The sequence below is a fragment of the Lactobacillus huangpiensis genome (assembly GCF_019972815.1).
Lineage (GTDB): Bacteria > Bacillota > Bacilli > Lactobacillales > Lactobacillaceae > Lactobacillus > Lactobacillus huangpiensis.
The window spans coordinates 208599-227448 of record NZ_BPPA01000005.1 but is presented as its reverse complement, the minus strand read 5'-3'; the positions used below and the strand labels follow the sequence as shown (position 1 = coordinate 227448).

The following is an 18850-nucleotide window of genomic DNA, read 5'->3' as shown; positions in this document are numbered from 1 at the left end:
AACACAGCAGTTAAGCTTCTTCACGCCGAGAGTAGTTGGTGGGAGACTGCCTGCGAGGGTAGGACGCTGCCGTGCTTTTTAGCAATCCGGCTTAGCTCAGTTGGTAGAGCGCTTGACTGTTAATCAAGATGTCGTCAGTTCGAGTCTGACAGCCGGAGCGAGCAGAGAGGAAAGAGAACCTGCGGGTTCTCTTTTTTTGTGCTTAAATTTAATAATTAACTTATATTTGGTTCAATCTTTAGTTTCTTAAATTCTGAAATCAAATTCTTGAGTCCGGGTTTCAGTTTTTGCCCATGTTTAACTGCAATAAAATATTTAATTTGAATCAAATTATGATCAACTGGAAGTAAGTTAATAGGTGTTTGAGCCATTCGCTTAATAATGCTGGCAGCTGAAATAGTTAGTCCTACTCCTTTTATTGCTAAATTAGTTGCAGTAATAATACTGCTGCTTTCCAATATAATATTAGGTTTGATATGAAATTTCTGAAATGCACCATTAACTTGATGACGGATTGCAGAATTGCTTGAACTAACAACGAACGGCTCTTGTAAAATGTCTTTAATATCATATTCATTTGGCTCGAGTATAAATCGACCTTTTTTAAAGTATTTTGATCTTGGTGAAATGATTACAAAATAGTTTTCTCCACCGTTAACATAAAAATCCAATCCTTGATTAAGAGACTCAGGTGTTTGACCCAGATAACAATCAATTTGCTCATGTAAAAGATGAGTTTCACTTACTCTAGGAAAGTTTTCTGATAGCTGAATTTTAATATTTGGATGTGTAAACATAAAGTGAGGTAAAAGCTCTGGCAATAAAAATGTCCCCAGGCTTTCTAAAACTCCGATTCGGATTAATTCTTTATTTGGTGATGCATAGGGAATTAGCTGCTCAGCTAACTTTTGCCTGTTACTAATTTTTGTTTCCAGATAATTGTAATAAATTACCCCAGCTTCCGTTAATGTAAATGGGATAGTCTCACGATTAATTATTTCAGATCCCAATTTATGTTCAATTCGTTTAATTAGTTGAGTCAAATATGGCTGTGATATATATAATTCACTAGCCGTCTGGTAAAATTACTTTCTTTTAATAGCACATCAATAAAATGTAAGACAGTTTCAGAATTGTTCATATTTTGCCTCCGATAACAATTTTATTATAGCCCGCTTGCTAGAAAACTATTTCATTTTAATCAGAAAAGTTAGTAAAATTTAACTAATGAGTATTGAAAGAAAGGAAGTATATTAATGATGAAATCAGGAACTTATGAAGTAAAAGCTAAGGGTCATGGTTCTAGTTTTATGCCTATGAAGGTGAAACTTTCTGAAGACAAAATCAAGGAAATAGATATTGATTCCAGTGGCGAAACTGCTGGAGTAGCAGATGAGGTCTTTAAACGTCTGCCCAAGCAAATTATTGCTAATCAAACTTTAAATGTTGACGCTGTTAGTGGAGCTACAATTTCCAGTCATGGCGTGATAGATGGTGTGGCTCAGGCGATTACAAAAGCTGGTGGAGACGCACAAGAATGGCTTAACAGACCAAAGCCAAAGACTTCTAATGCTTCTGACAGAGAATACCAAACTGACGTTGTAGTTATTGGTGCCGGTGGTGCTGGTCTCACTGCAGCTGCTAGAACAATTCAAAATGGTAAAAAAGTAATTGTACTAGAAAAATTCCCTCAAATTGGTGGTAATACTACCAGAGCGGGTGGACCTTTAAACGCTGCTGAACCTGAGTGGCAAAATCAATTTAAAGCTTTACCGGGTGAAAAAGAAAGTTTGGAAAAACTAGCTGCAACTCCAATTGATGAAATTGATCCAGAATATCGTGATGACTTTAAAGAACTGCAAAAGCAAATTAAGGCTTATGTAGATTCTGGTAAAAAATATCTGTTTGATTCAGTATTATTGCATGAAATACAGACTTATATAGGTGGTAAAAGAACTGACTTGAATGGTAATGAAATTCATGGTAATTATGCCCTGGTTACTGAGCTTGTCAATAACGTACTTGATTCAGTTAAGTGGTTGAATGACTTAGGCCTAAAGTTTGACCGCTCTGATGTTACCATGCCGGTTGGAGCCTTGTGGCGTCGTGGTCACAAGCCAGTTGAACCTATGGGCTATGCCTTTATTCACGTTTTGGGTGATTGGGTAAAAGACCATGGTGCTACAGTTTTAACAGAAACTCGGGCACAACACTTAATTATTGAAAATGGTAAAGTTACCGGTGTTGTAGCCCAAACTAGTGATGGCAGTAAAGTTACTATTCATGCACAAAAAGTAATTTTAACTTCTGGTGGTTTTGGTGCAAACACTAAAATGGTACAAAAGTATAACACTTATTGGAAGCATATTGATGATGATATTGCTACTACTAATTCGCCTGCAATTACTGGTGACGGTATTGCCTTAGGTCAAGAGGCTGGTGCTGATTTAGTGGGTATGGGATTTATTCAATTAATGCCTGTTTCAGATCCTAAGACAGGTGAATTATTTACTGGTATTCAAACCCCACCCGAAAACTTTATTATGGTCAATCAAAAAGGTGAACGCTTTGTTAATGAATTTGCTGAACGCGATACTTTAGCTAAGGCCGCTATTGCCAATGGTACTTTGTTCTACTTAATAGCTGATGAAAAAATAAAAGCTACAGCTTATAACACAACCGAAGAATCGCTTGCTGCTCAGGTAAAAGCGGGTACTTTGTTAAAGGCAGACACTTTGGAGGAATTAGCTGAAAAAGCCGGTATGAATCCAGACACTTTGGTTGATACTATTAAAAAATATAATTCATATGTTGATGCGGGTAGTGATCCAGAATTTGGTAAGAGTGCGTTTAACCTTAAATGTGAAGTTGCACCGTTTTATGCTACACCTCGTAAACCTGCTATTCACCATACAATGGGTGGCTTAAAGATCAATCCAAAAGCGCAAGTAATAAACAAAGATGGACAAGTAATTACTGGTCTTTATGCAGCAGGTGAAGTCGCTGGCGGATTACATGCTGGCAATCGTCTTGGTGGTAATTCACTAGCTGATATCTTTACTTTTGGTCGTATTGCTGCTGACACTACTTGCAGTGAAATTGCAGATAATGATGCAGTGACAGGTGCATCAAAGAAATAAATATTATTTTGATTTTAAAAAAGGAAGGCACAAGCCTTCTTTTTTATATGTATCCACGTTCTAGAGCTACAAAAATGGTAACAATTAATAAATCTGCACAGCCACCTAAACTATAATTGTGGGCCAAACAGTCATCATTTAATTTTTGCAGGCATTTTTTTCCAGCTGGAGAAGCATAACCACCTAAATCTAGGTATTTTGTGGCCATTTGATGTAGCCAGTTAGTTACATTATAATTTCCAGCTCGCTTAATCAGATTACTATCAACTGTAACTGTTGCTATTTTCATTAAAGTATCAAGGAGTCTCGTTTGGAGCGTTCCCTTACTTTTTTTAAAAAAAGGTAAAGCTACTTCACGTACAATGGGATAGCCTTGTTCCGCTTGAGCACGAGCCCCACCAACATGATACTGCTCAAATTCTTTTTCACCTGCTGTTTGTAACTCATTATTTTGAATCAGATCATGCTGTACAAGCCCTTTACACATCTTGCTGATAGTCAGAAATAGTTCAGTATTGTTTGTCATACTGTAGCTTTCAGCGCAGACAAAAATGCCTAGAGCAAAAATTGCTCCTTTATGTGTATTAGCGCCGTGAGTTGCAGCAAACATTTCTTTTTCAGCAGTAATACCTCTTTGTCTTAATTTATAAAACATTTGGGTTAAATCAGTCGATTGAAAATTTTGTCCAATTTCAACAGCAGTAGAAAAATATGCCTCTAAGCTTAAACTGCTGTCAATAAAAGTATAAATATTCATGTCGGGATGCGGACCTTGGTTGATGGGGTCTACTAAACCAGGTTTTGGTGCGGTAACAACTTCATATAAAAGTGAGCGTAGAGCATTTTTTGTAATTGAATTAGTCATAGTATAAATTTAATTGTTATTAGTTAATTCTGCAATAATTTCGTGGACAGTTTTAATAGTTTTGATGTTATAACTATCTGCTGCAATATCAGTATACCCCATTTCAAGATCACCTTTTGCCATACCGTTTATTAATCCCTGATAACCGTTTGCAGCAGTAAATATTTGCTTTCCGTCTTCGTTATCCTGTGTTAATTTTGCCAGTTTCTGGGGCAATTTTCCAGGTAAAGAATAGATAGTCTGTGAGTTAATTTTAAAACTTATTAGTTCTTGTTTTTGTGCATTTATAACTTTGTCTTTGATTATTGGTGAAGTTGGAGCTTCTTTAGCAAGTGCAAAAACTGTTTTAAGAAAAACTCCTTGTGCACCTTTGGCCAAAGCGTCTTTTAAAACATGTGAGTCAGTAGTATCATACCCAGCTAAAACCGGTGTCTTTCCTGCTTGATGAACAAAATTTGCCAGATCGGTGTTACTTTTGCAGATTAAAATGTCAATGCCATTACTTTGAGCTACACGTATATCATTAATATTATTAATAATTTGCATAATTTTAATGCCACTATTATGTAGCAAATTTATCCATTTTCTAGATGCAACTTTACCAAAACCTTCAAACAGTGCAATAGTCAGCCTTCTTTTTCGCATTAATTCTACTAATTCGGTTGCTCTATGATCATCTTCTGGGCTAGATAAGGAGCTGGCAATTTCTACTCCAAAAGGTCTAAAGGTATTAGACAGAGTTTGATCAATTTGCTCATTCATCAAGTTTCTTTCTGTCATGGCATCAAGCAAAGAATTGTTGCTAATAGTACCTATTTTATTTGAATTAGAAATAGAAGCGCTTGATGTAGCGTCACTTCTAACCTTATATCCTGCATTAATACCTAAGATACCCAGTGCACCTGATTCTGAAATAGCAGCAACCAGTTTGCCATCTGTTAAGGTGTGGATAGGTTCGTGAACAATAGGGTAATTTGTTCCCAATAATTGACAAATTTTATTCATTAGCTTTATACCTTTTTAAAATCTTATTTGACAGGAATATTATCGACGATTTTCTGAATATCTGGTTTATGACTTTTAAGAAAGTCAATAAAATCAACTATTTCCGGTGAAAAGTTTTGACTTGAATCATACACTAAATAAACCTGACGAGTATTTTTGGGCAAATCCAGTTTGATGATGTGGATGTCGAAACCACTCAAATAAATAGTTTTTGCTACTACACCAACGATATCGTTGGTCAAAACTTGTCCTGCAATTGCCAGCTCGTCATGAAGTCTATTTGTAATATTCAGATCAGAGGCATTGGCCAGTAAAGCATTAGTGATGTCTTTTCCAATTTGAATTTTTTTAGAATAGGTAATAATTGACTCACCCTGTAGTTCTTCAGGAGAGATTTCATTTATTTTTGCCAGGTCATTTTCCTTTGAAACAATGGCAATGATTTCTTCAGTATAAAGGGGAATGTAAGTAAAATAACTAAATTCCGGTACGAATGAAGAAATTCCAATATCATACCAGCCATTTTTGATACCTTCACAAATCTGATATGAAGGGTTATCGTGGTATATAAAATGAGGTGAAATATTACTTTCTTGTTGATATTGCTTTGTTAAGTTAGGCAAGATGGTTCCAATTGCAGTAGGTATACCAGCAATGTGTATATTGCCATGGTCCTGACTGATACGCTGTTCAATTTTCTTTTTACCGCGATCTAAAGAGTCTAAAGATTTGGTTACAGTATCGTAAAAAATACGTCCATATTCAGTTAATTGCACGTAATGACCATTGTGTTTAAACAGTTGGCAGTGGAGTTCTTTTTCAAGCTGTTTAATTGATACTGAGAGGGTAGGCTGACTGATAAATAAGCTGTCTGCTGCTTTAGTGTATTGTTTTTGATCTGCCAATTCACGAAAATAGTAAAGTTGATTTAAATTCATGATATTACCTCAAAAATTATTTTAATATTCAATACCTATATAAATAAATGCTATACCTATTTTTTATAAAACGCTTACAAAAATTATTTATAATAATATTGATAAAATTAATATTAGTTTATTAGTGTTGATTTTATTGTGATTTTACTCTCCAAATTTGGTGAGTCTTTTTAATTATTGCAGTTAATAATCTTATAATTCCGCTTTTTTTAATATATATAGCCATAAGGGTATTTATAAAATTAATAGTTCTGACTTTGTTATCAATTTTACAATCTAAACTTTTTAAAACATAATACAACTGTTGATAGAAAAACGCTTTCAAAAGCATTATTAAAGTTTAAAAGGAGATTGTATTATGACAGAACAAAAGAAGTTGCATGTATTACCACCATATGAAGAAACTCCGATTATGCACAAAACTAAACCGGGTGAATCAATGCCTGAAGAAGACTTTGAAAACTACTTAAAAGAAATTCGTCACCTGGCACAAAACGAGTTTGACAGGATGACCCCATATATAGAGGAAAATCGCAAGTTTCCGCAAGACTTTTTCCCAATTGCAATTAAACATGATTTATATCGTTTTGCATTGCCTAAAGAATACGGCGGCTGGGGTCTCAGTGAAAAGCAAATCCTGCAAGTTCAAGAAGAATTTTCAAGAACCCAGGGTGGAATTCGAATGCACCTGCACCATGCTTCAGATATGAACTGGCGGATATTGGATAATTTTGGTAGTCAAGAACTTAAAGACAAGTATATGAACAAGTTTCAAGACAAATCAATCTATGCCAACTTTGCTTTAACCGAAAAGAGCGGTGGTACTGGAGCAGACCTTCATACTTTAGCTGTTAAGGATGGCGATGACTGGGTAATCAACGGCGAAAAAACTTTGATTTCTCATGCAGATGTTGCAGATTTTACTTACTTAATTGTAGTTACTGACCCAGATAAAGAAGGGGATGAAAGATTATCAGCTTTCTTTGTACCAACAAATACACCTGGATTTGAATCTAATGAGATGCCTTTAATGATGGGTTGTCGTGGTGCCGGACATGCCGATTTAAAATTCACTAATATGAGAGTACCTGATAAGTACATGCTTGGCAAGAGAGGAGAGGGTATGAAAGTAGCTATTTCTTCACTTTCACTTTCTCGTGCGCATATTGCTGACTCCAACTTAGGAATGGCTCAACGGATGTTAGAAATGTCCATTGCTTATTCTAAAGATCGTGTAACTTTTGGTAAGCCACTATGCAAACGGCAATCAATCATTTTTGAAATTGCTGACATGGGTGCGCGCATTCATGCCCTTAGATTAATGTTGTGGGACTTGGCAAAAGATTATGACGAAGGAAAGGATATTACCAAAAAAGCTTCTCTAGCCAAACTGGAAAGCATCAATACTGTCAAATTAGTTTCTGATTACATGCTTGAAATCTTTGGTGGTATTGGTTACTTCCAGGACAATCCTTATGGACCTGCTGAAAGACTTTACCGTGATTGTCGTGCTATGTGGTTAGAAGAAGGACCTCGTTCCGTTCAAAGACTAACTGCAGGTCGTTTATTAATTAAAGACGGTGGCAATACACCAATAACAAGTCTTTAAGGCAATCAATTAAATTAACTTGAGTAAATAAATCAAGGAGGGCTGAATCTAAAATTTACTTTGCAAGGTTCAATCCTCTTTGTTGTATATAGTTTTGGAGAAAAAGATGGCTAACGAAATATTATCAGGAATAAGAGTTATTGATCTCACACAATTTTTGGCAGCCCCAACCGTAGGACGAGTCCTTGGAGAATGGGGAGCTGATGTAATTAAAGTTGAAGCTCCTAAGGGTGATGCTGGAAGAACCCAAGGTGCAGTTTTTGGCATGAAGTATGAAGATGATGAGAATTTGGGCTTTGATGTTTCTAATATGAATAAAAGATTCATTACTTTAAACATGAAAACTCCTGAAGGGATGCAAGCTTTTAAAGACCTATTAAAAACCGCAGATGTATTTTTAACCTCAGTGAGAACAAAGAGCTTAGCTCATATGGGAATCACTTGGGAAGAGCTGCATAAAGAATTTCCTAAATTAGTGTTTGCACAAGATCGCGGATATGGTGAATTTGGTCCTAAAAAAGATTCTGCCGGCTATGATGCAACTGCTTATCAAGCACGTGGCGGAGTTCAGGGAACAACGATAGATAAAGGAGGGAATCCATATAATCCAGTAAATGGCTATGGTGATTTCCAAGTATCAATGACCTTAGCCGCAGGTATTTGTGCAGCCTTACTGAGAGCTCAAAGAACCGGGAAGGGTGATAAGGTTGTCGTTAACTTGAATCACGCAGCGATATTTATGCAAAATATCGCTATGGTTTCTGCACAATATGGCAATGTATATCCTAAGAGTCGTAAAGAAGTTACTAATCCTTTTAATGACACTTATAAAACCTCTGATGATCGCTGGTTTGTACTATGCGTTCCCGAATATGACCGTGATTTTGACAAAGTAATGCATGACATTGGTCGTGATGATGTCAAAGGCGATGAAAGATATAACAAAATGGACACTTTGAATGCTAATGGTACCAGCAATGAAGTAATTGCCATTTTAGAAGATGCTTTTAAGAAAAAACCGTTGCAGTATTGGATAGACCTTTTTAATAAGGAAGACTTACCGCTTGAGGCTTGTCAGATACCAACGGAAATATACCAGGATCCTGAGGCTTTGGATAATGACGAAATTAGACTGATGGAATTTCCATCTGGAAATAAGAGATTTATTCCCACTAATCCAGTACGCTTTTCGTCTCAAGGCAAGCCTACGCTAACTCCTTCTCGTGCTCAGGGATCTGATACAGGAGAAGTACTCAAAGATGAGTTAGGCTACAGCGATGAAAAAATCAGTGAGATGTTTGCCAGTGGTGCTGCCAGTGGCCTGCGTCATATAGGAGACCCAATTAAATAGGTATTAAAATGACATTACTTTATACACAAGAACAAAAAGAATATATTCATTTAGCACAAGAATTTGGTGATCGGTATCTAACCCCTGAAATTATTAAGAAATACGATTTAAAAGGTGATTGTCCTTCCAGCTTGTTTGAGCCTGCAATTAAAATTGGCCTTCATATGCTTGAGATCCCGCGGGAATATGGTGGTGCTGGCCTTTCTTATGAAGATTCTGCCCTCGTTTTTGAAAAACTGGCTGAATATGATGCAGGTTATGCACTTACTTTAATTACCTCATTTGTTGCACTGCGGTGCGTAATGCTAGCTGGTACTGAAGAACAAGCACAAAGATTTGCCGATGTGATCAGACCGGGACGTTTTGCTGCCTTTACAATGTCAGAAGCAGATGCAGGTTCTGACGCAGGTTCTGTGAAAGCAACAGCTGTTCGGCAAGGCAATGAATATATTTTAAACGGAAATAAAGCTTTTGCTACTAATGGTGGAATTGCAGATATTTTTATTGGAATTTTTAGAACTTCTAATAATGGTAATCATGGCTTATCTGCTTTCATGATTGATAAAAATACGTCAGGTATTTGGGTAGGAAGGCATGAAGATAAAATGGGACTGCGTTTATCAAATACAGTACCGTTAGGATTTAAAAATGTACACGTGCCAGCCGAAAATCTGATTGGCCAAGAAGGAAGAGGGATTAATATTGCGTTAAACAGCCTTAACCTTTCACGTGCGTATGTTTCTACTTTGACCGTTGGTGTTATGCAACGGGCACTTAATGAAGCTGCCAAATATGCCAATCAGCGTGAACAATTTAATCAACCAATTTCTCAATTTGAATCTGTGCAAAATATGCTTGCTAATATGGCAACGGCAGTTGAAACAGCCCGCTTATTAGTTAACAACACAATGAAAATGATGGATAAAGATTTGTCTGTACGTCAAGAAGGTGCAATGACCAAGCTTTATGTTACTGATGTAGCACAAAAAGTAACTTCTGATGCAGTCCAGATTCTTGGTGGTTATGGCTATACCCGAGCTTATCCGGTTGAAAAGCTAATGCGTGATGTCAAAGGATTTCAAATTCTGGAAGGAACTAATGAAATTCAGAGAATGACAATTGCACGTGAAGTTAGCAAAAAATATCAGGACTAGGAGGGTACTATAATGAAAATCGCATTAATTGCTAAGGCTGAGGCAGATAATCCTAAAACTTATACTTCTCATAAGAACAAAGTAACTTATCATCCAGAAAATTTATTTCTGAGTGAGGAAGACAAAAGTGCCCTAGAATTTGCCCTGCAATTAACAGAGTTAAAAAAAGGTACTATTGATGTCTTTACGTTTGAACAAAATGAAGCAGCTGAACGGATTTTGCATGAAGCACTGGCTATGGGAGCAACAACAGCTACTAAAGTTTCAGCGGGTAATATCAATGATCCTTTACTGCAAAATCAAATTGCAAGTGAATTTGTCCATTACTTAAAAGAAAATAATGAAAATTACGACTTGATTTTAACAGGAAAAACAACATCTTCAGCTTTTTCAGCTGCTATTGCTGCAAGACTGGGAATATCATTTTATGACTATGTTTCTATGATTGATACTTCCCTCAATTATGAAATGAAACTTGAAAAAGGCAAAATCACTGGGCAATGTGTCTTGCCAGCTGTAATTGCCACGTTAGATTCAATCAATGTGCCGCGCCTTGCTAGTTTTACGTCGTTAAGTACAGCAATTAATTCAAGTATTAATAACGTAAGTTTTAAAACTAGTGATGAAGGCGTTACAAGTGAAATTGTAGCTAAACCAGTTAAAAATGAGAAAATTATTTTCAATCTGGATCAAGATCCTAAAGCTACGCAAAAACTGGTTGAAATACTTAAGCAAAACGGGATGTTGAGGTAGAAAAATGGTACCAATTTATTATATTCAATTAGAAGATAAGAATATTGATGAAGGTCATAACAGTAATAACTTAGCAGGTCTTGCCAGCAATTTCGAAGGTAAAAAAGAAGTACTGGTTTTCAGTAATCATGCTAGTGAAATTAAGGATAAATATGCTTCTTCAGGAGTCAAGACTGCCATATACCAAAATGAAAACTTTAGTGTGACAAACTTGCCAGCTGTGACTAATGCTCTTGAGAAAATTTTTGTCGATAAAGCAAATAGTTTAATAGTATTTGATAAGAGCAATTTAGGTAATAGTCTTGGCGGTCAATTAGCTGCCGTACTAAATGTCCCATTTATTTATAATGCCAAAGATATTTGCTGTGATCAAGATCATATAATAGTTAACCAGGATATCGGCAAAACACAAGCCTTAAGAAAAATAACACTGAATGACAGGGCAGTAATATCTCTTTCTTGTAATGGTGTCGTGAGCCACAGTAAGAATGAAGTTGACATAATTGACTGGGAATGTGCAGAAACTAATAGAGCAGCATATGTACCCGAAGCTAACTCTGGCAATGATTTGGCATATGCAAAGGTGATTGTAGCTGGTGGTAAAGGTCTGGGTTTCCCAGATAAATTTAAACCTTTAGCTACTTTAGCCCAAAAATTAAATGCCAGCGTGGGAGCAACTAAAGCAGTTACAGATCAAGGCTGGATTGATAAGAACCGTATGATTGGAATATCGAATTTGTCTGTTGCACCAGATGTTTACTATGCTTTTGGCATTTCGGGAGCCGTCCAGCACACTGCGGGAATGACTAAATCAAAATGTGTCATTGCTGTCAATACTGATGAAGCAGCACCAATTTTTAAATTAGCAAATTATGGCATTGTTGGGGATGCTAACCAAGTGATAAAGCAATTAAATGAGCTTTTGTAAGGTAAAAAAATGACTTCTAGCAAAAAGGTGCAAACCTTAAATGATTTATGGCGGGAGCGCTTAAAGCAAAGTGCTCAAAGTATTTTTGTCACTGAGGATGGTCGTAAATACAGTTATCAGGAAATAGATTTTTTGGCCAATAAGCAGATGGACTTGCTCCGGAATAATGGCATTAAGAAAGGTGATTTAATAGCAATTCAGTTCGAACTGGATCTGGCAAATATTGTAACGATTATTGCATGTATCAAAATGGGAGTGGTTATTAATCCACTAAACCCGCATTTTGATATTGATGAGATTAATAGCATGATTAATAGGTTTAAGCCATATGCTATCATTTCGCAAAAATCTGTGCGTGGTCGTGACACTATTAGTAATATTGCTAATTTGGATAATTATCAGACTAAAAAAATCGCGGATCTGGTATTTTTTACCAGAGAAAAGCATTTACCATCTGAATTCATTGGAGGTAATGGATCAGATGCTCCTGCACTGGTTCTCAATACTTCGGGTACTAGTGGGCTTTATAAAGGAGTAGTTTTAACCAATAAAAATATTATTAGTGCAGAAAGTGCATATAATGATGCTTTTGGCATCACTAAAAATGATATGACTTTAATTCTTTCGGGGATGTATCATGCAATTGGATTTCATCATGGCTTAATTTCAACGATTATGGCAGGAAGTCACTTGGCAATAATTAAACATTATAATATTGAACAAGTGGCAAAAATGCTTGAAGAAGAACCAATTACATATATTGATAGTTTGCCTACAATTATGTATGATCTGCTATTTAAAGTTCAAAATTTGGGTAAGCTGCGGATGCTCATTTGTGGTGGTGACAAAATTAAAGAAAGTATTTTAGTTCAGGCTAAAAAAAGAAATATTCCCCTTTACAACTGTTATGGTCTGACAGAAGCAGTTCCATTTAGTTATACTCCTCAAGATTATTATTTAAGTAAAGGCGCAATGACAACGGCAGTCAAGCCAATGTCCAATATTAAAGTCAGACTTGTGAAGAACAAAAATATAATTACAGATAGCAACAAACAAGGACAAATTGAAGTTTCTGGACCGATCATTTTTAAATGTTATCTGGATGATCCTGAAAAAACGGCTAAAGCATTTGACGGTGAATGGTTTGTTACTGGAGATGTTGGCCATTATAATGAAGATGACTTTTTGGAAATAGATGGACGCAATAGCGATAAAATTATTCGTGGTGGTGAAAATATTTCCGCTCATATGGTTGAAGACAAGATCAAGGGCTGCCAAAATATTGAGGAAGTAGCCGTTTTAGGAGTCCCAGATGTTCGTCTAGGGCAGAGAATAGGTGCCTTTATTGTTCTAAATCATGGCCAAAAAGTATTAACCAAAGCTGAGTTGATTTCAGAATTAGAAAAGCAGCACGTTGATAAGAAATTATGGCCTGAAAAGTTATGGGTTGTTGATTCATTACCAAAAACGTCAAATGGCAAAATAAAAAAGTATCTTTTAAAAAATTGGCTGGAAGGTAAAAAAGTAAATGAAGAATAAATTTTTTAAACGTCAAATGGCAGATTATTTTGTAACTCCAAGGATGCTTAACCATATGGAAATTACTCATGGTGGTACGCTCTTAGATAATGCAGACTCAGCAATGGGCTTGTTTGCAAATTCATATTGTCATACACGTACGTTAACTGGTCGAATAGATAAATTTATTTTTCATAAAAAAAGTTATGCTGGTGATCATATTTGCTTTTGCGTAACTTTATTAAAAACAACAGCAAAGACAATGACTATTTATGCTGAAGTGAATAGAATTTCTCTTGATAATTCAAGTTCGGAATTAATCGGCGAAGCGGTATTTACCTATGTTGCAGTTAATGCAAGCTTGGAGCCGATCTCAGGTTCTATTGAGCAATATCACGTTACTAATGCAGAAGAAAAAGAATATATTGAGTCAGTCAAAAAGAGATTTGGCATTAAATAGAGTTGTTTTAGGTTGAGATCCTGATTTAATTTGTTTATTAGTAATACTACTACTTTTAACTATTTAAGTATTAAATATTTTAATAGATAATAGATTGATATGTAGGGGTTAATTACCCATGAAACACTAAAATCAAGACTCTAACTTTTTTATAAAGCAAGAAAGCATTGATATACCAGTGCTTGTAATTATAGTTATTATTTATAATTTGGTAATCATAAATAATTATTAATATTTATTTTAATAAGATATATTTATTTATGAAATTATTAGCAAATCTTAACTTTGAAAGGTAAAGCTATGAAAGAAGAAAAAAGTTATGTTGGCGTTGCTGCCTCTGTTTATATCCATTTTGCGGTTGTAGGGGCAGCTACCTTATTTATTAGTCAATATAGAGAAATCTTGGCACATTCTTGGAATGCCAATGAGACCCAAGTTTCACTGGTAATCGCAATGGTGGGCTTAGGCAGAATTATTACAATTTTATTTGCAGGCGCTATTTCAGACAAGATAGGCCGGAAAAGAACTTTGTTAATTGCATTGCTCAGTGACGCAGTTTTCCTTCTCGGCGCTGTTTTTGCTAACAATATCTGGGTTGCTGGCCTAGCGGCAATGTTTTTCGGGGCAACTAATTCATTTGGTGATACAGCAGGTTACCCTGCACTTGCAGACGCTTTTCCAGATAAAACAGCTACAATGAACTCATTTGTTAAAGCTGCAATGCAAGTAATGCAGATGTTGTTTCCTTTTTGTGTGAAACTAATTAAAAATCCAAAGATTACAGCATTTATTTTAGTTATTATTATTTTATTGGATGTTGTATTTACAATGAAGACTGCCTTTGCTCCCCAAGCTGAGGCAAAAGAGACTACTGAAACAGAAGAAGAAAAAGAAACTAGCGTAAGTAGTCAAAACCAACCTAAGTTAGCCGTTGATGGTCTAATGATCATTGGTTTGGGCTTTACGCTTTGCTTCACATTTTATATTTTTTCACTCTATGCTCCTTATTACGGACAGTATGTTTTAAATGAATCTGCTGCTAATGCCAATCAGCTTGTATCATGGTATTCAATCGCTTCCTTAATATCTGTATTTGTTACATCAGCTCTAGTTACTAAGGTAAAGAGATTGAATTTAATTATGGTTTATTCAGCTATTACTGCTCTTGGCCTGCTGTTTATGGTTCTAAAGCCATCCCTATTAGCTGGGGAAATAGGCGCATTAGCTGTTGGCTTCTTTACTGCAGGAGGAGTATGGCAAGTTGGACTTTCAGTTTTAACTTCTTATTTCCCCCAAAGTCATGGAAAGATTACATCATACTACAGTTTTGCACCAGCAGTAGTTTACTTCGTAGCACCACTTGTAGCTGCATTTGTGTTAAAGGCCAATGCTGCAAGTACACTAATGGTATTTTGGATAACTACAGTGATAACGATTATTTCTGTAGTTCTGTGTGTTGTCTTAATTAGTCGTGGTAAAAATTTCAACATCAAAAATTAATATAAAGCAGAAGGTGGAGTTATGTCAGAAAAAATAATTAAAGCAACGGCAGAAGGAAGAAATGGCCAAATCGACTTTGACATCAAAGTTGAAAATAATCACATTACAGATATTAATGTGACCAAAACTGCAGAAACCCCAGGTATTTTTAACCAGGTTGTAGGTAAATTAAAGAAGAATATTATTAATAATCAAAGTTTCGATGTTGATGCCATTTCTGGTGCTTCGATTATGACACAAGCCATGCTTGATTCTGGAAAGAAAGCCTTAAAAGCAAATGATGTAAACGTTGTTGCTAAGTCTAGTGATAAGTCGCATCAAGATGTAACTTATGATGTGGATGTAGCTGTAATTGGTTCAGGTATGGCAGGCTTGATGGCAGCCTCTCGGGCACTATCAATGGGTAAAAACGTTCTTTTAATTGAAAAGAATGGCTATCTTGGTGGAGCTACAATTCTTAATGGTTCCAATGTGGTTGGTACTGGTTCAAAACTAGCAGCTGCTTTATTTGGCGAGGAAGCTAAAAAAGATTCTCCTCAGCTTTTAGTCCAAGATATTGTCCGTGAATGCCGGGGGACTAATTATCCACTACTTTCAAATATACTTGTTCAAAATATTGGTAAAGCAGTTGATTTTATCACTGAATTTGCAGACCTAACTTATCAAAAAGCTGAAACACAGACTATTGAGCATTCTGTTGACAGGCAAATTGAAATGCCCTCAGAGAGTTCTTATGAAGTAGTTTCTAAAGTGGCAAATGCCTTTACCAAAAAGGGTGGTAAAATTTTACTTGAAACTCGGGTGGAACAACTTAATAAAAACAAACAGGGCCAGCTTTCCTCTTTAGTTGCTGAAAGCAAACATGAAACAGTTACAGTAAACTTTAAGTCCTTAGTTATGGCAGCTGGTGGCTGGGGCGCTCGTGATTACCTTAAACATAAAACCAATATTCCTTACTACGGTCCAATGACTTCTACTGGTGATTATTTCGATTTTGCTAAAAATATGAATCTGGCTACACGCAATCTTGATTGGTATAAAGTTTACCCACATGGTTTAGAAGTTGAACCTGGCATTGCCAAATTAACAACCTATTCAACAAAAGAAGCGACAGACATGGGTGCTATTTTTGTTAATACTAGTGGTAAACGAATTGTAAATGAATCAGCTCCGTATACTCATTTTCGGGATGCTATTGCAGAACAAAAGAATAAAATTGCCTTTGTAGTGATGGATGAAAGAACATGGAGCAGATTCTATGAATTGCTTCTTAAATATGGTTTTACCAAAGATGAAGTTCAAGGTTTCTTTGATCTTGATGGCAAGAAGAGTCCGATTTTAGTAAGCGGAGACTTGCAAACAGTGGCTCAAAAAGCTGGCATTGATTATGAAAACCTGAAGAAAACTTTAACTGACTACGATAAATATGTCGCCTCAGGTAATGATCCTGAGTTTGATCGCCCTTCTCAGTTTATGCATAAATATGAAGGCGATACATATTTTGTGATTGAACAGAAATTACGCTTTTGTACTACTCTTGGTGGCTATGAAACTAACCGGCATATGCAGCTATTAGACGAAGATTTCGAAGCACTAGACAATTTCTATGTCGCCGGGGAGATTGTTGGTGGTGCTAATGGTCATGATTCAATGCCAAGTATGATGAATTCTTGGTCCTATGCTTCAGGTTTTGTGGCCGGAACTGAGGCTGCTGATAATGCTAACTACCAAAAACTGGCAAAGACTGCATCTGATTCAACTGATGCAGTGTCCGGTGCTTCTAAAAGTTAACGTTGATTAATTATTTTATTTTTAAATTTAATAAAGGAGAAAAATGATGGCTAATAAAATTACTGGTGTTAATGGTCCGATTACTGGCTGGCTAGATGGTCATACCTACTTAATTGGCTTAATGGCATATCCTATTCGGCATTCAATGTCACCGACAATGCACAACAATGCCTTTGCTAAGTTGGGCTTGAATTATACTTATCTCTGTTTTGAAATTGGCAATGATAAATTAAAAGGTGCAGTTGACGCTATCCGCACTTTAGATATGCGTGGCTCAAACGTTTCGATGCCCAATAAAAAAGAGGTAATCCAGTACCTTGATAAATTATCGCCAGCTTCTGAAATGTGTGATGCGGTTAATACTATTGTGAACGATCATGGTGTTTTGACTGGCTACACTACCGACGGCATTGGCTTTGTCCAATCGCTTAAGGATGAAGGCATTGACATTAAAGGTAAAGTGATGACTTTGACTGGTGCCGGCGGTGCCGCAACCCCAATAGCTGTTCAATCTGCTTTAGATGGTGCTAAAGAAATCAGATTGTTTAATATTAAAGATGATAAGTGGGCTCAGGCTGAAAAGAACGTCAAAACTATTCAAGAAAAAACTGATTGCCAAGTTTCTTTAACTGAGTTGACTGATCAAGAAGCATTTAAACAATCAATTGCAGAAAGCGATATTTATTGTGACGCGACCAGCGTTGGTATGAAACCACTTGAGGATAAGACGCTAGTTTCAGATCCTTCCTGGTTCCATGAAGATATGGTGGTGTTTGACACAGTTTATGCTCCTAGAACTACCAAATTAATGAAAGTGGCTCAAAAAGCTGGAGTTAAGCATGTTTTTGATGGCATCGGCATGATGATTGATCAGGGTGCAGCCTCATTTAAGTTATGGACAGGTAAAGATATGCCAACTGATTATATCCGTGAAATTATGTTTTCAGATGATAATAATTAGTTGAGGTATTGAATAATGGCTACTGTCAAGATTAGAAATATTGTTTTAGGTGCAGGTCTGCCTAAAATTGCTGTGCCAAATGTCGGTTCAACTGAAAAAGAGATTATGGATTCAGCTAAGAAGATTAATGCTGCTAAACCGGATTTAATGGAATGGCGCATTGATTATTATGCTGCAGGGATTAAGGATTTTAATACACTAAATACTACTGCCAAAAAATTGCGCCAAGAAGTGGACGAGTTACCAGTTTTAGTTACTTTTCGTACCAAAAATGAAGGTGGAGTTTGTCAGCTCGACGAGGATCAGTATTTAAATTTAGTAGAATATGTAATTACTAACAGGTTGGGTGATGCTGTTGATATTGAACTTTTTCATGATGAAAAAAGAATAAAGTCTTTGGTGACTTTAGCTCATAACTACAATGTTGTTGTAATTATGAGTAACCATGACTTTGAAAAAGTGCCAGCTAAAGATGTAATTGAATTTCGCTTACGAAAAATGGCGCAACTTGGTGCTGATGTGCCAAAGTTAGCTTGCATGCCTCATTGTGCCGCTGACGTTTTAACTCTTTTAACAGCAACGACAGAAATGAACAAAGAGATTGCTAATCCCCTGATTACTATGGCCATGGGCGATATCGGTAAAGTCACTAGAGTAGCAGGCCAGGTTTTCGGTTCAAGTCTGTCCTTTGGTGCTGTTGGTCAAACTTCTGCACCTGGTCAGTTGTCAATTGAGGATCTGCGTAATGCGGAAAATTACTTAGCATTACAGTAAATTTTATTAAGATAATAGATATTTTGAGTTAGCTTTAAGTATTAAGGCTAACTCTTTTTTGGTTAAATCAAATTTATACGAAAAATACGTGTTAAACTTTAAT

Annotated in this window: 15 protein-coding genes, 1 tRNA gene and 1 pseudogene; 13 read left to right on the top strand and 4 right to left on the bottom strand. The window is 36.2% G+C overall.

Annotation, left to right across the window (positions count from 1 at the left end):
• Positions 1-85: 85 nt before the first annotated feature.
• Positions 86-158 (top strand) — tRNA-Asn (locus LDM90_RS05505).
• Positions 159-215: 57 nt separating this feature from the next.
• Here the strand turns inward: LDM90_RS05505 and LDM90_RS05500 are convergent.
• Positions 216-1141: pseudogene (locus tag LDM90_RS05500) on the bottom strand (LysR family transcriptional regulator).
• A 118-nt stretch (positions 1142-1259) separates the two neighbouring features.
• On the opposite strand from LDM90_RS05500, the gene LDM90_RS05495 reads away from it, so the two are divergent.
• Positions 1260-3140 carry a flavocytochrome c gene (locus LDM90_RS05495; RefSeq protein ID WP_223896784.1) on the top strand — a complete coding sequence of 627 codons (1881 nt, stop codon included), beginning with the start codon at positions 1260-1262 and terminating at the stop codon, positions 3138-3140.
• A gap of 43 nt (positions 3141-3183) precedes the next feature.
• On the opposite strand, the gene LDM90_RS05490 is transcribed toward LDM90_RS05495, so the two are convergent.
• Genes LDM90_RS05490 through LDM90_RS05480 form a run of 3 tightly spaced genes read right to left on the bottom strand, consistent with a single transcriptional unit; the run spans position 3184 to position 5948 of the window.
• Entirely contained in the window at positions 3184-4005 is an 822-nt protein-coding gene (locus LDM90_RS05490) for a triphosphoribosyl-dephospho-CoA synthase (RefSeq protein ID WP_223896780.1), read from the bottom strand.
• Positions 4006-4014: 9 nt separating this feature from the next.
• Positions 4015-5010, bottom strand: a complete 996-nt coding sequence (locus LDM90_RS05485) for an NAD(P)H-dependent flavin oxidoreductase (RefSeq protein ID WP_223896779.1) — start codon at positions 5008-5010, stop codon at positions 4015-4017.
• A 23-nt stretch (positions 5011-5033) separates the two neighbouring features.
• Positions 5034-5948, bottom strand: a complete 915-nt coding sequence (locus LDM90_RS05480; protein WP_034981642.1) for a LysR family transcriptional regulator — start codon at positions 5946-5948, stop codon at positions 5034-5036.
• 358 nt (positions 5949-6306) lie between these two features.
• Here LDM90_RS05480 and LDM90_RS05475 point away from each other — a divergent pair, with 358 nt between their 5' ends.
• From LDM90_RS05475 to aroD, 11 genes are all read left to right on the top strand, one after another.
• Positions 6307-7557 carry an acyl-CoA dehydrogenase family protein gene (locus tag LDM90_RS05475; protein WP_198213430.1) on the top strand — a complete coding sequence of 417 codons (1251 nt, stop codon included), beginning with the start codon at positions 6307-6309 and terminating at the stop codon, positions 7555-7557.
• 106 nt (positions 7558-7663) lie between these two features.
• Positions 7664-8908 carry a CaiB/BaiF CoA transferase family protein gene (locus tag LDM90_RS05470; protein ID WP_223896778.1) on the top strand — a complete coding sequence of 415 codons (1245 nt, stop codon included), beginning with the start codon at positions 7664-7666 and terminating at the stop codon, positions 8906-8908.
• An 8-nt stretch (positions 8909-8916) separates the two neighbouring features.
• Entirely contained in the window at positions 8917-10062 is a 1146-nt protein-coding gene (locus tag LDM90_RS05465) for an acyl-CoA dehydrogenase family protein (RefSeq protein ID WP_223896777.1), read from the top strand.
• 12 nt (positions 10063-10074) lie between these two features.
• Positions 10075-10815, top strand: coding sequence for an adenine nucleotide alpha hydrolase family protein (locus tag LDM90_RS05460; RefSeq protein ID WP_034981648.1), 741 nt, complete (start codon positions 10075-10077; stop codon positions 10813-10815).
• Positions 10816-10819: 4 nt separating this feature from the next.
• On the top strand, positions 10820-11743 hold the full coding sequence (locus tag LDM90_RS05455) for an electron transfer flavoprotein subunit alpha/FixB family protein (RefSeq protein ID WP_223896776.1): 924 nt from the start codon (positions 10820-10822) through the stop codon (positions 11741-11743).
• A gap of 9 nt (positions 11744-11752) precedes the next feature.
• Positions 11753-13282: an AMP-binding protein gene (locus tag LDM90_RS05450; protein ID WP_223896775.1), complete on the top strand. Its 1530-nt coding sequence runs from the start codon at positions 11753-11755 to the stop codon at positions 13280-13282.
• Positions 13272-13721 (top strand): hotdog domain-containing protein, encoded by a 450-nt coding sequence (locus LDM90_RS05445; protein ID WP_034981652.1) that lies wholly within the window; start codon positions 13272-13274, stop codon positions 13719-13721. Before LDM90_RS05450 ends, LDM90_RS05445 begins: the two co-directional genes overlap by 11 nt.
• A gap of 300 nt (positions 13722-14021) precedes the next feature.
• On the top strand, positions 14022-15221 hold the full coding sequence (locus LDM90_RS05440) for an MFS transporter (RefSeq protein WP_034981653.1): 1200 nt from the start codon (positions 14022-14024) through the stop codon (positions 15219-15221).
• A 21-nt stretch (positions 15222-15242) separates the two neighbouring features.
• A complete protein-coding gene (locus LDM90_RS05435; RefSeq protein ID WP_223896774.1) occupies positions 15243-17012 on the top strand; it encodes an FAD-dependent oxidoreductase in 1770 nt (589 codons plus the stop codon).
• Positions 17013-17058: 46 nt separating this feature from the next.
• Complete coding sequence (locus LDM90_RS05430) at positions 17059-17973, top strand: shikimate dehydrogenase (protein WP_034981657.1); 915 nt, start codon at positions 17059-17061, stop codon at positions 17971-17973.
• 15 nt (positions 17974-17988) lie between these two features.
• A complete protein-coding gene (gene aroD, locus LDM90_RS05425) occupies positions 17989-18747 on the top strand; it encodes a type I 3-dehydroquinate dehydratase (RefSeq protein WP_223896773.1) in 759 nt (252 codons plus the stop codon).
• Positions 18748-18850 lie beyond the last annotated feature (103 nt).

Excerpts from the sequence above, each read along its gene's own strand:
- LDM90_RS05495 (WP_223896784.1), top strand. The coding sequence starts at position 1,260 with ATGAAATCAGGAACTTATGAAGTAAAAGCTAAGGGTCATGGTTCTAGT.
- LDM90_RS05490 (WP_223896780.1), bottom strand. The coding sequence starts at position 4,005 with ATGACTAATTCAATTACAAAAAATGCTCTACGCTCACTTTTATATGAA.
- LDM90_RS05485 (WP_223896779.1), bottom strand. The coding sequence starts at position 5,010 with ATGAATAAAATTTGTCAATTATTGGGAACAAATTACCCTATTGTTCAC.
- LDM90_RS05480 (WP_034981642.1), bottom strand. The coding sequence starts at position 5,948 with ATGAATTTAAATCAACTTTACTATTTTCGTGAATTGGCAGATCAAAAA.
- LDM90_RS05475 (WP_198213430.1), top strand. The coding sequence starts at position 6,307 with ATGACAGAACAAAAGAAGTTGCATGTATTACCACCATATGAAGAAACT.
- LDM90_RS05470 (WP_223896778.1), top strand. The coding sequence starts at position 7,664 with ATGGCTAACGAAATATTATCAGGAATAAGAGTTATTGATCTCACACAA.
- LDM90_RS05465 (WP_223896777.1), top strand. The coding sequence starts at position 8,917 with ATGACATTACTTTATACACAAGAACAAAAAGAATATATTCATTTAGCA.
- LDM90_RS05460 (WP_034981648.1), top strand. The coding sequence starts at position 10,075 with ATGAAAATCGCATTAATTGCTAAGGCTGAGGCAGATAATCCTAAAACT.
- LDM90_RS05455 (WP_223896776.1), top strand. The coding sequence starts at position 10,820 with ATGGTACCAATTTATTATATTCAATTAGAAGATAAGAATATTGATGAA.
- LDM90_RS05450 (WP_223896775.1), top strand. The coding sequence starts at position 11,753 with ATGACTTCTAGCAAAAAGGTGCAAACCTTAAATGATTTATGGCGGGAG.
- LDM90_RS05445 (WP_034981652.1), top strand. The coding sequence starts at position 13,272 with ATGAAGAATAAATTTTTTAAACGTCAAATGGCAGATTATTTTGTAACT.
- LDM90_RS05440 (WP_034981653.1), top strand. The coding sequence starts at position 14,022 with ATGAAAGAAGAAAAAAGTTATGTTGGCGTTGCTGCCTCTGTTTATATC.
- LDM90_RS05435 (WP_223896774.1), top strand. The coding sequence starts at position 15,243 with ATGTCAGAAAAAATAATTAAAGCAACGGCAGAAGGAAGAAATGGCCAA.
- LDM90_RS05430 (WP_034981657.1), top strand. The coding sequence starts at position 17,059 with ATGGCTAATAAAATTACTGGTGTTAATGGTCCGATTACTGGCTGGCTA.
- aroD (WP_223896773.1), top strand. The coding sequence starts at position 17,989 with ATGGCTACTGTCAAGATTAGAAATATTGTTTTAGGTGCAGGTCTGCCT.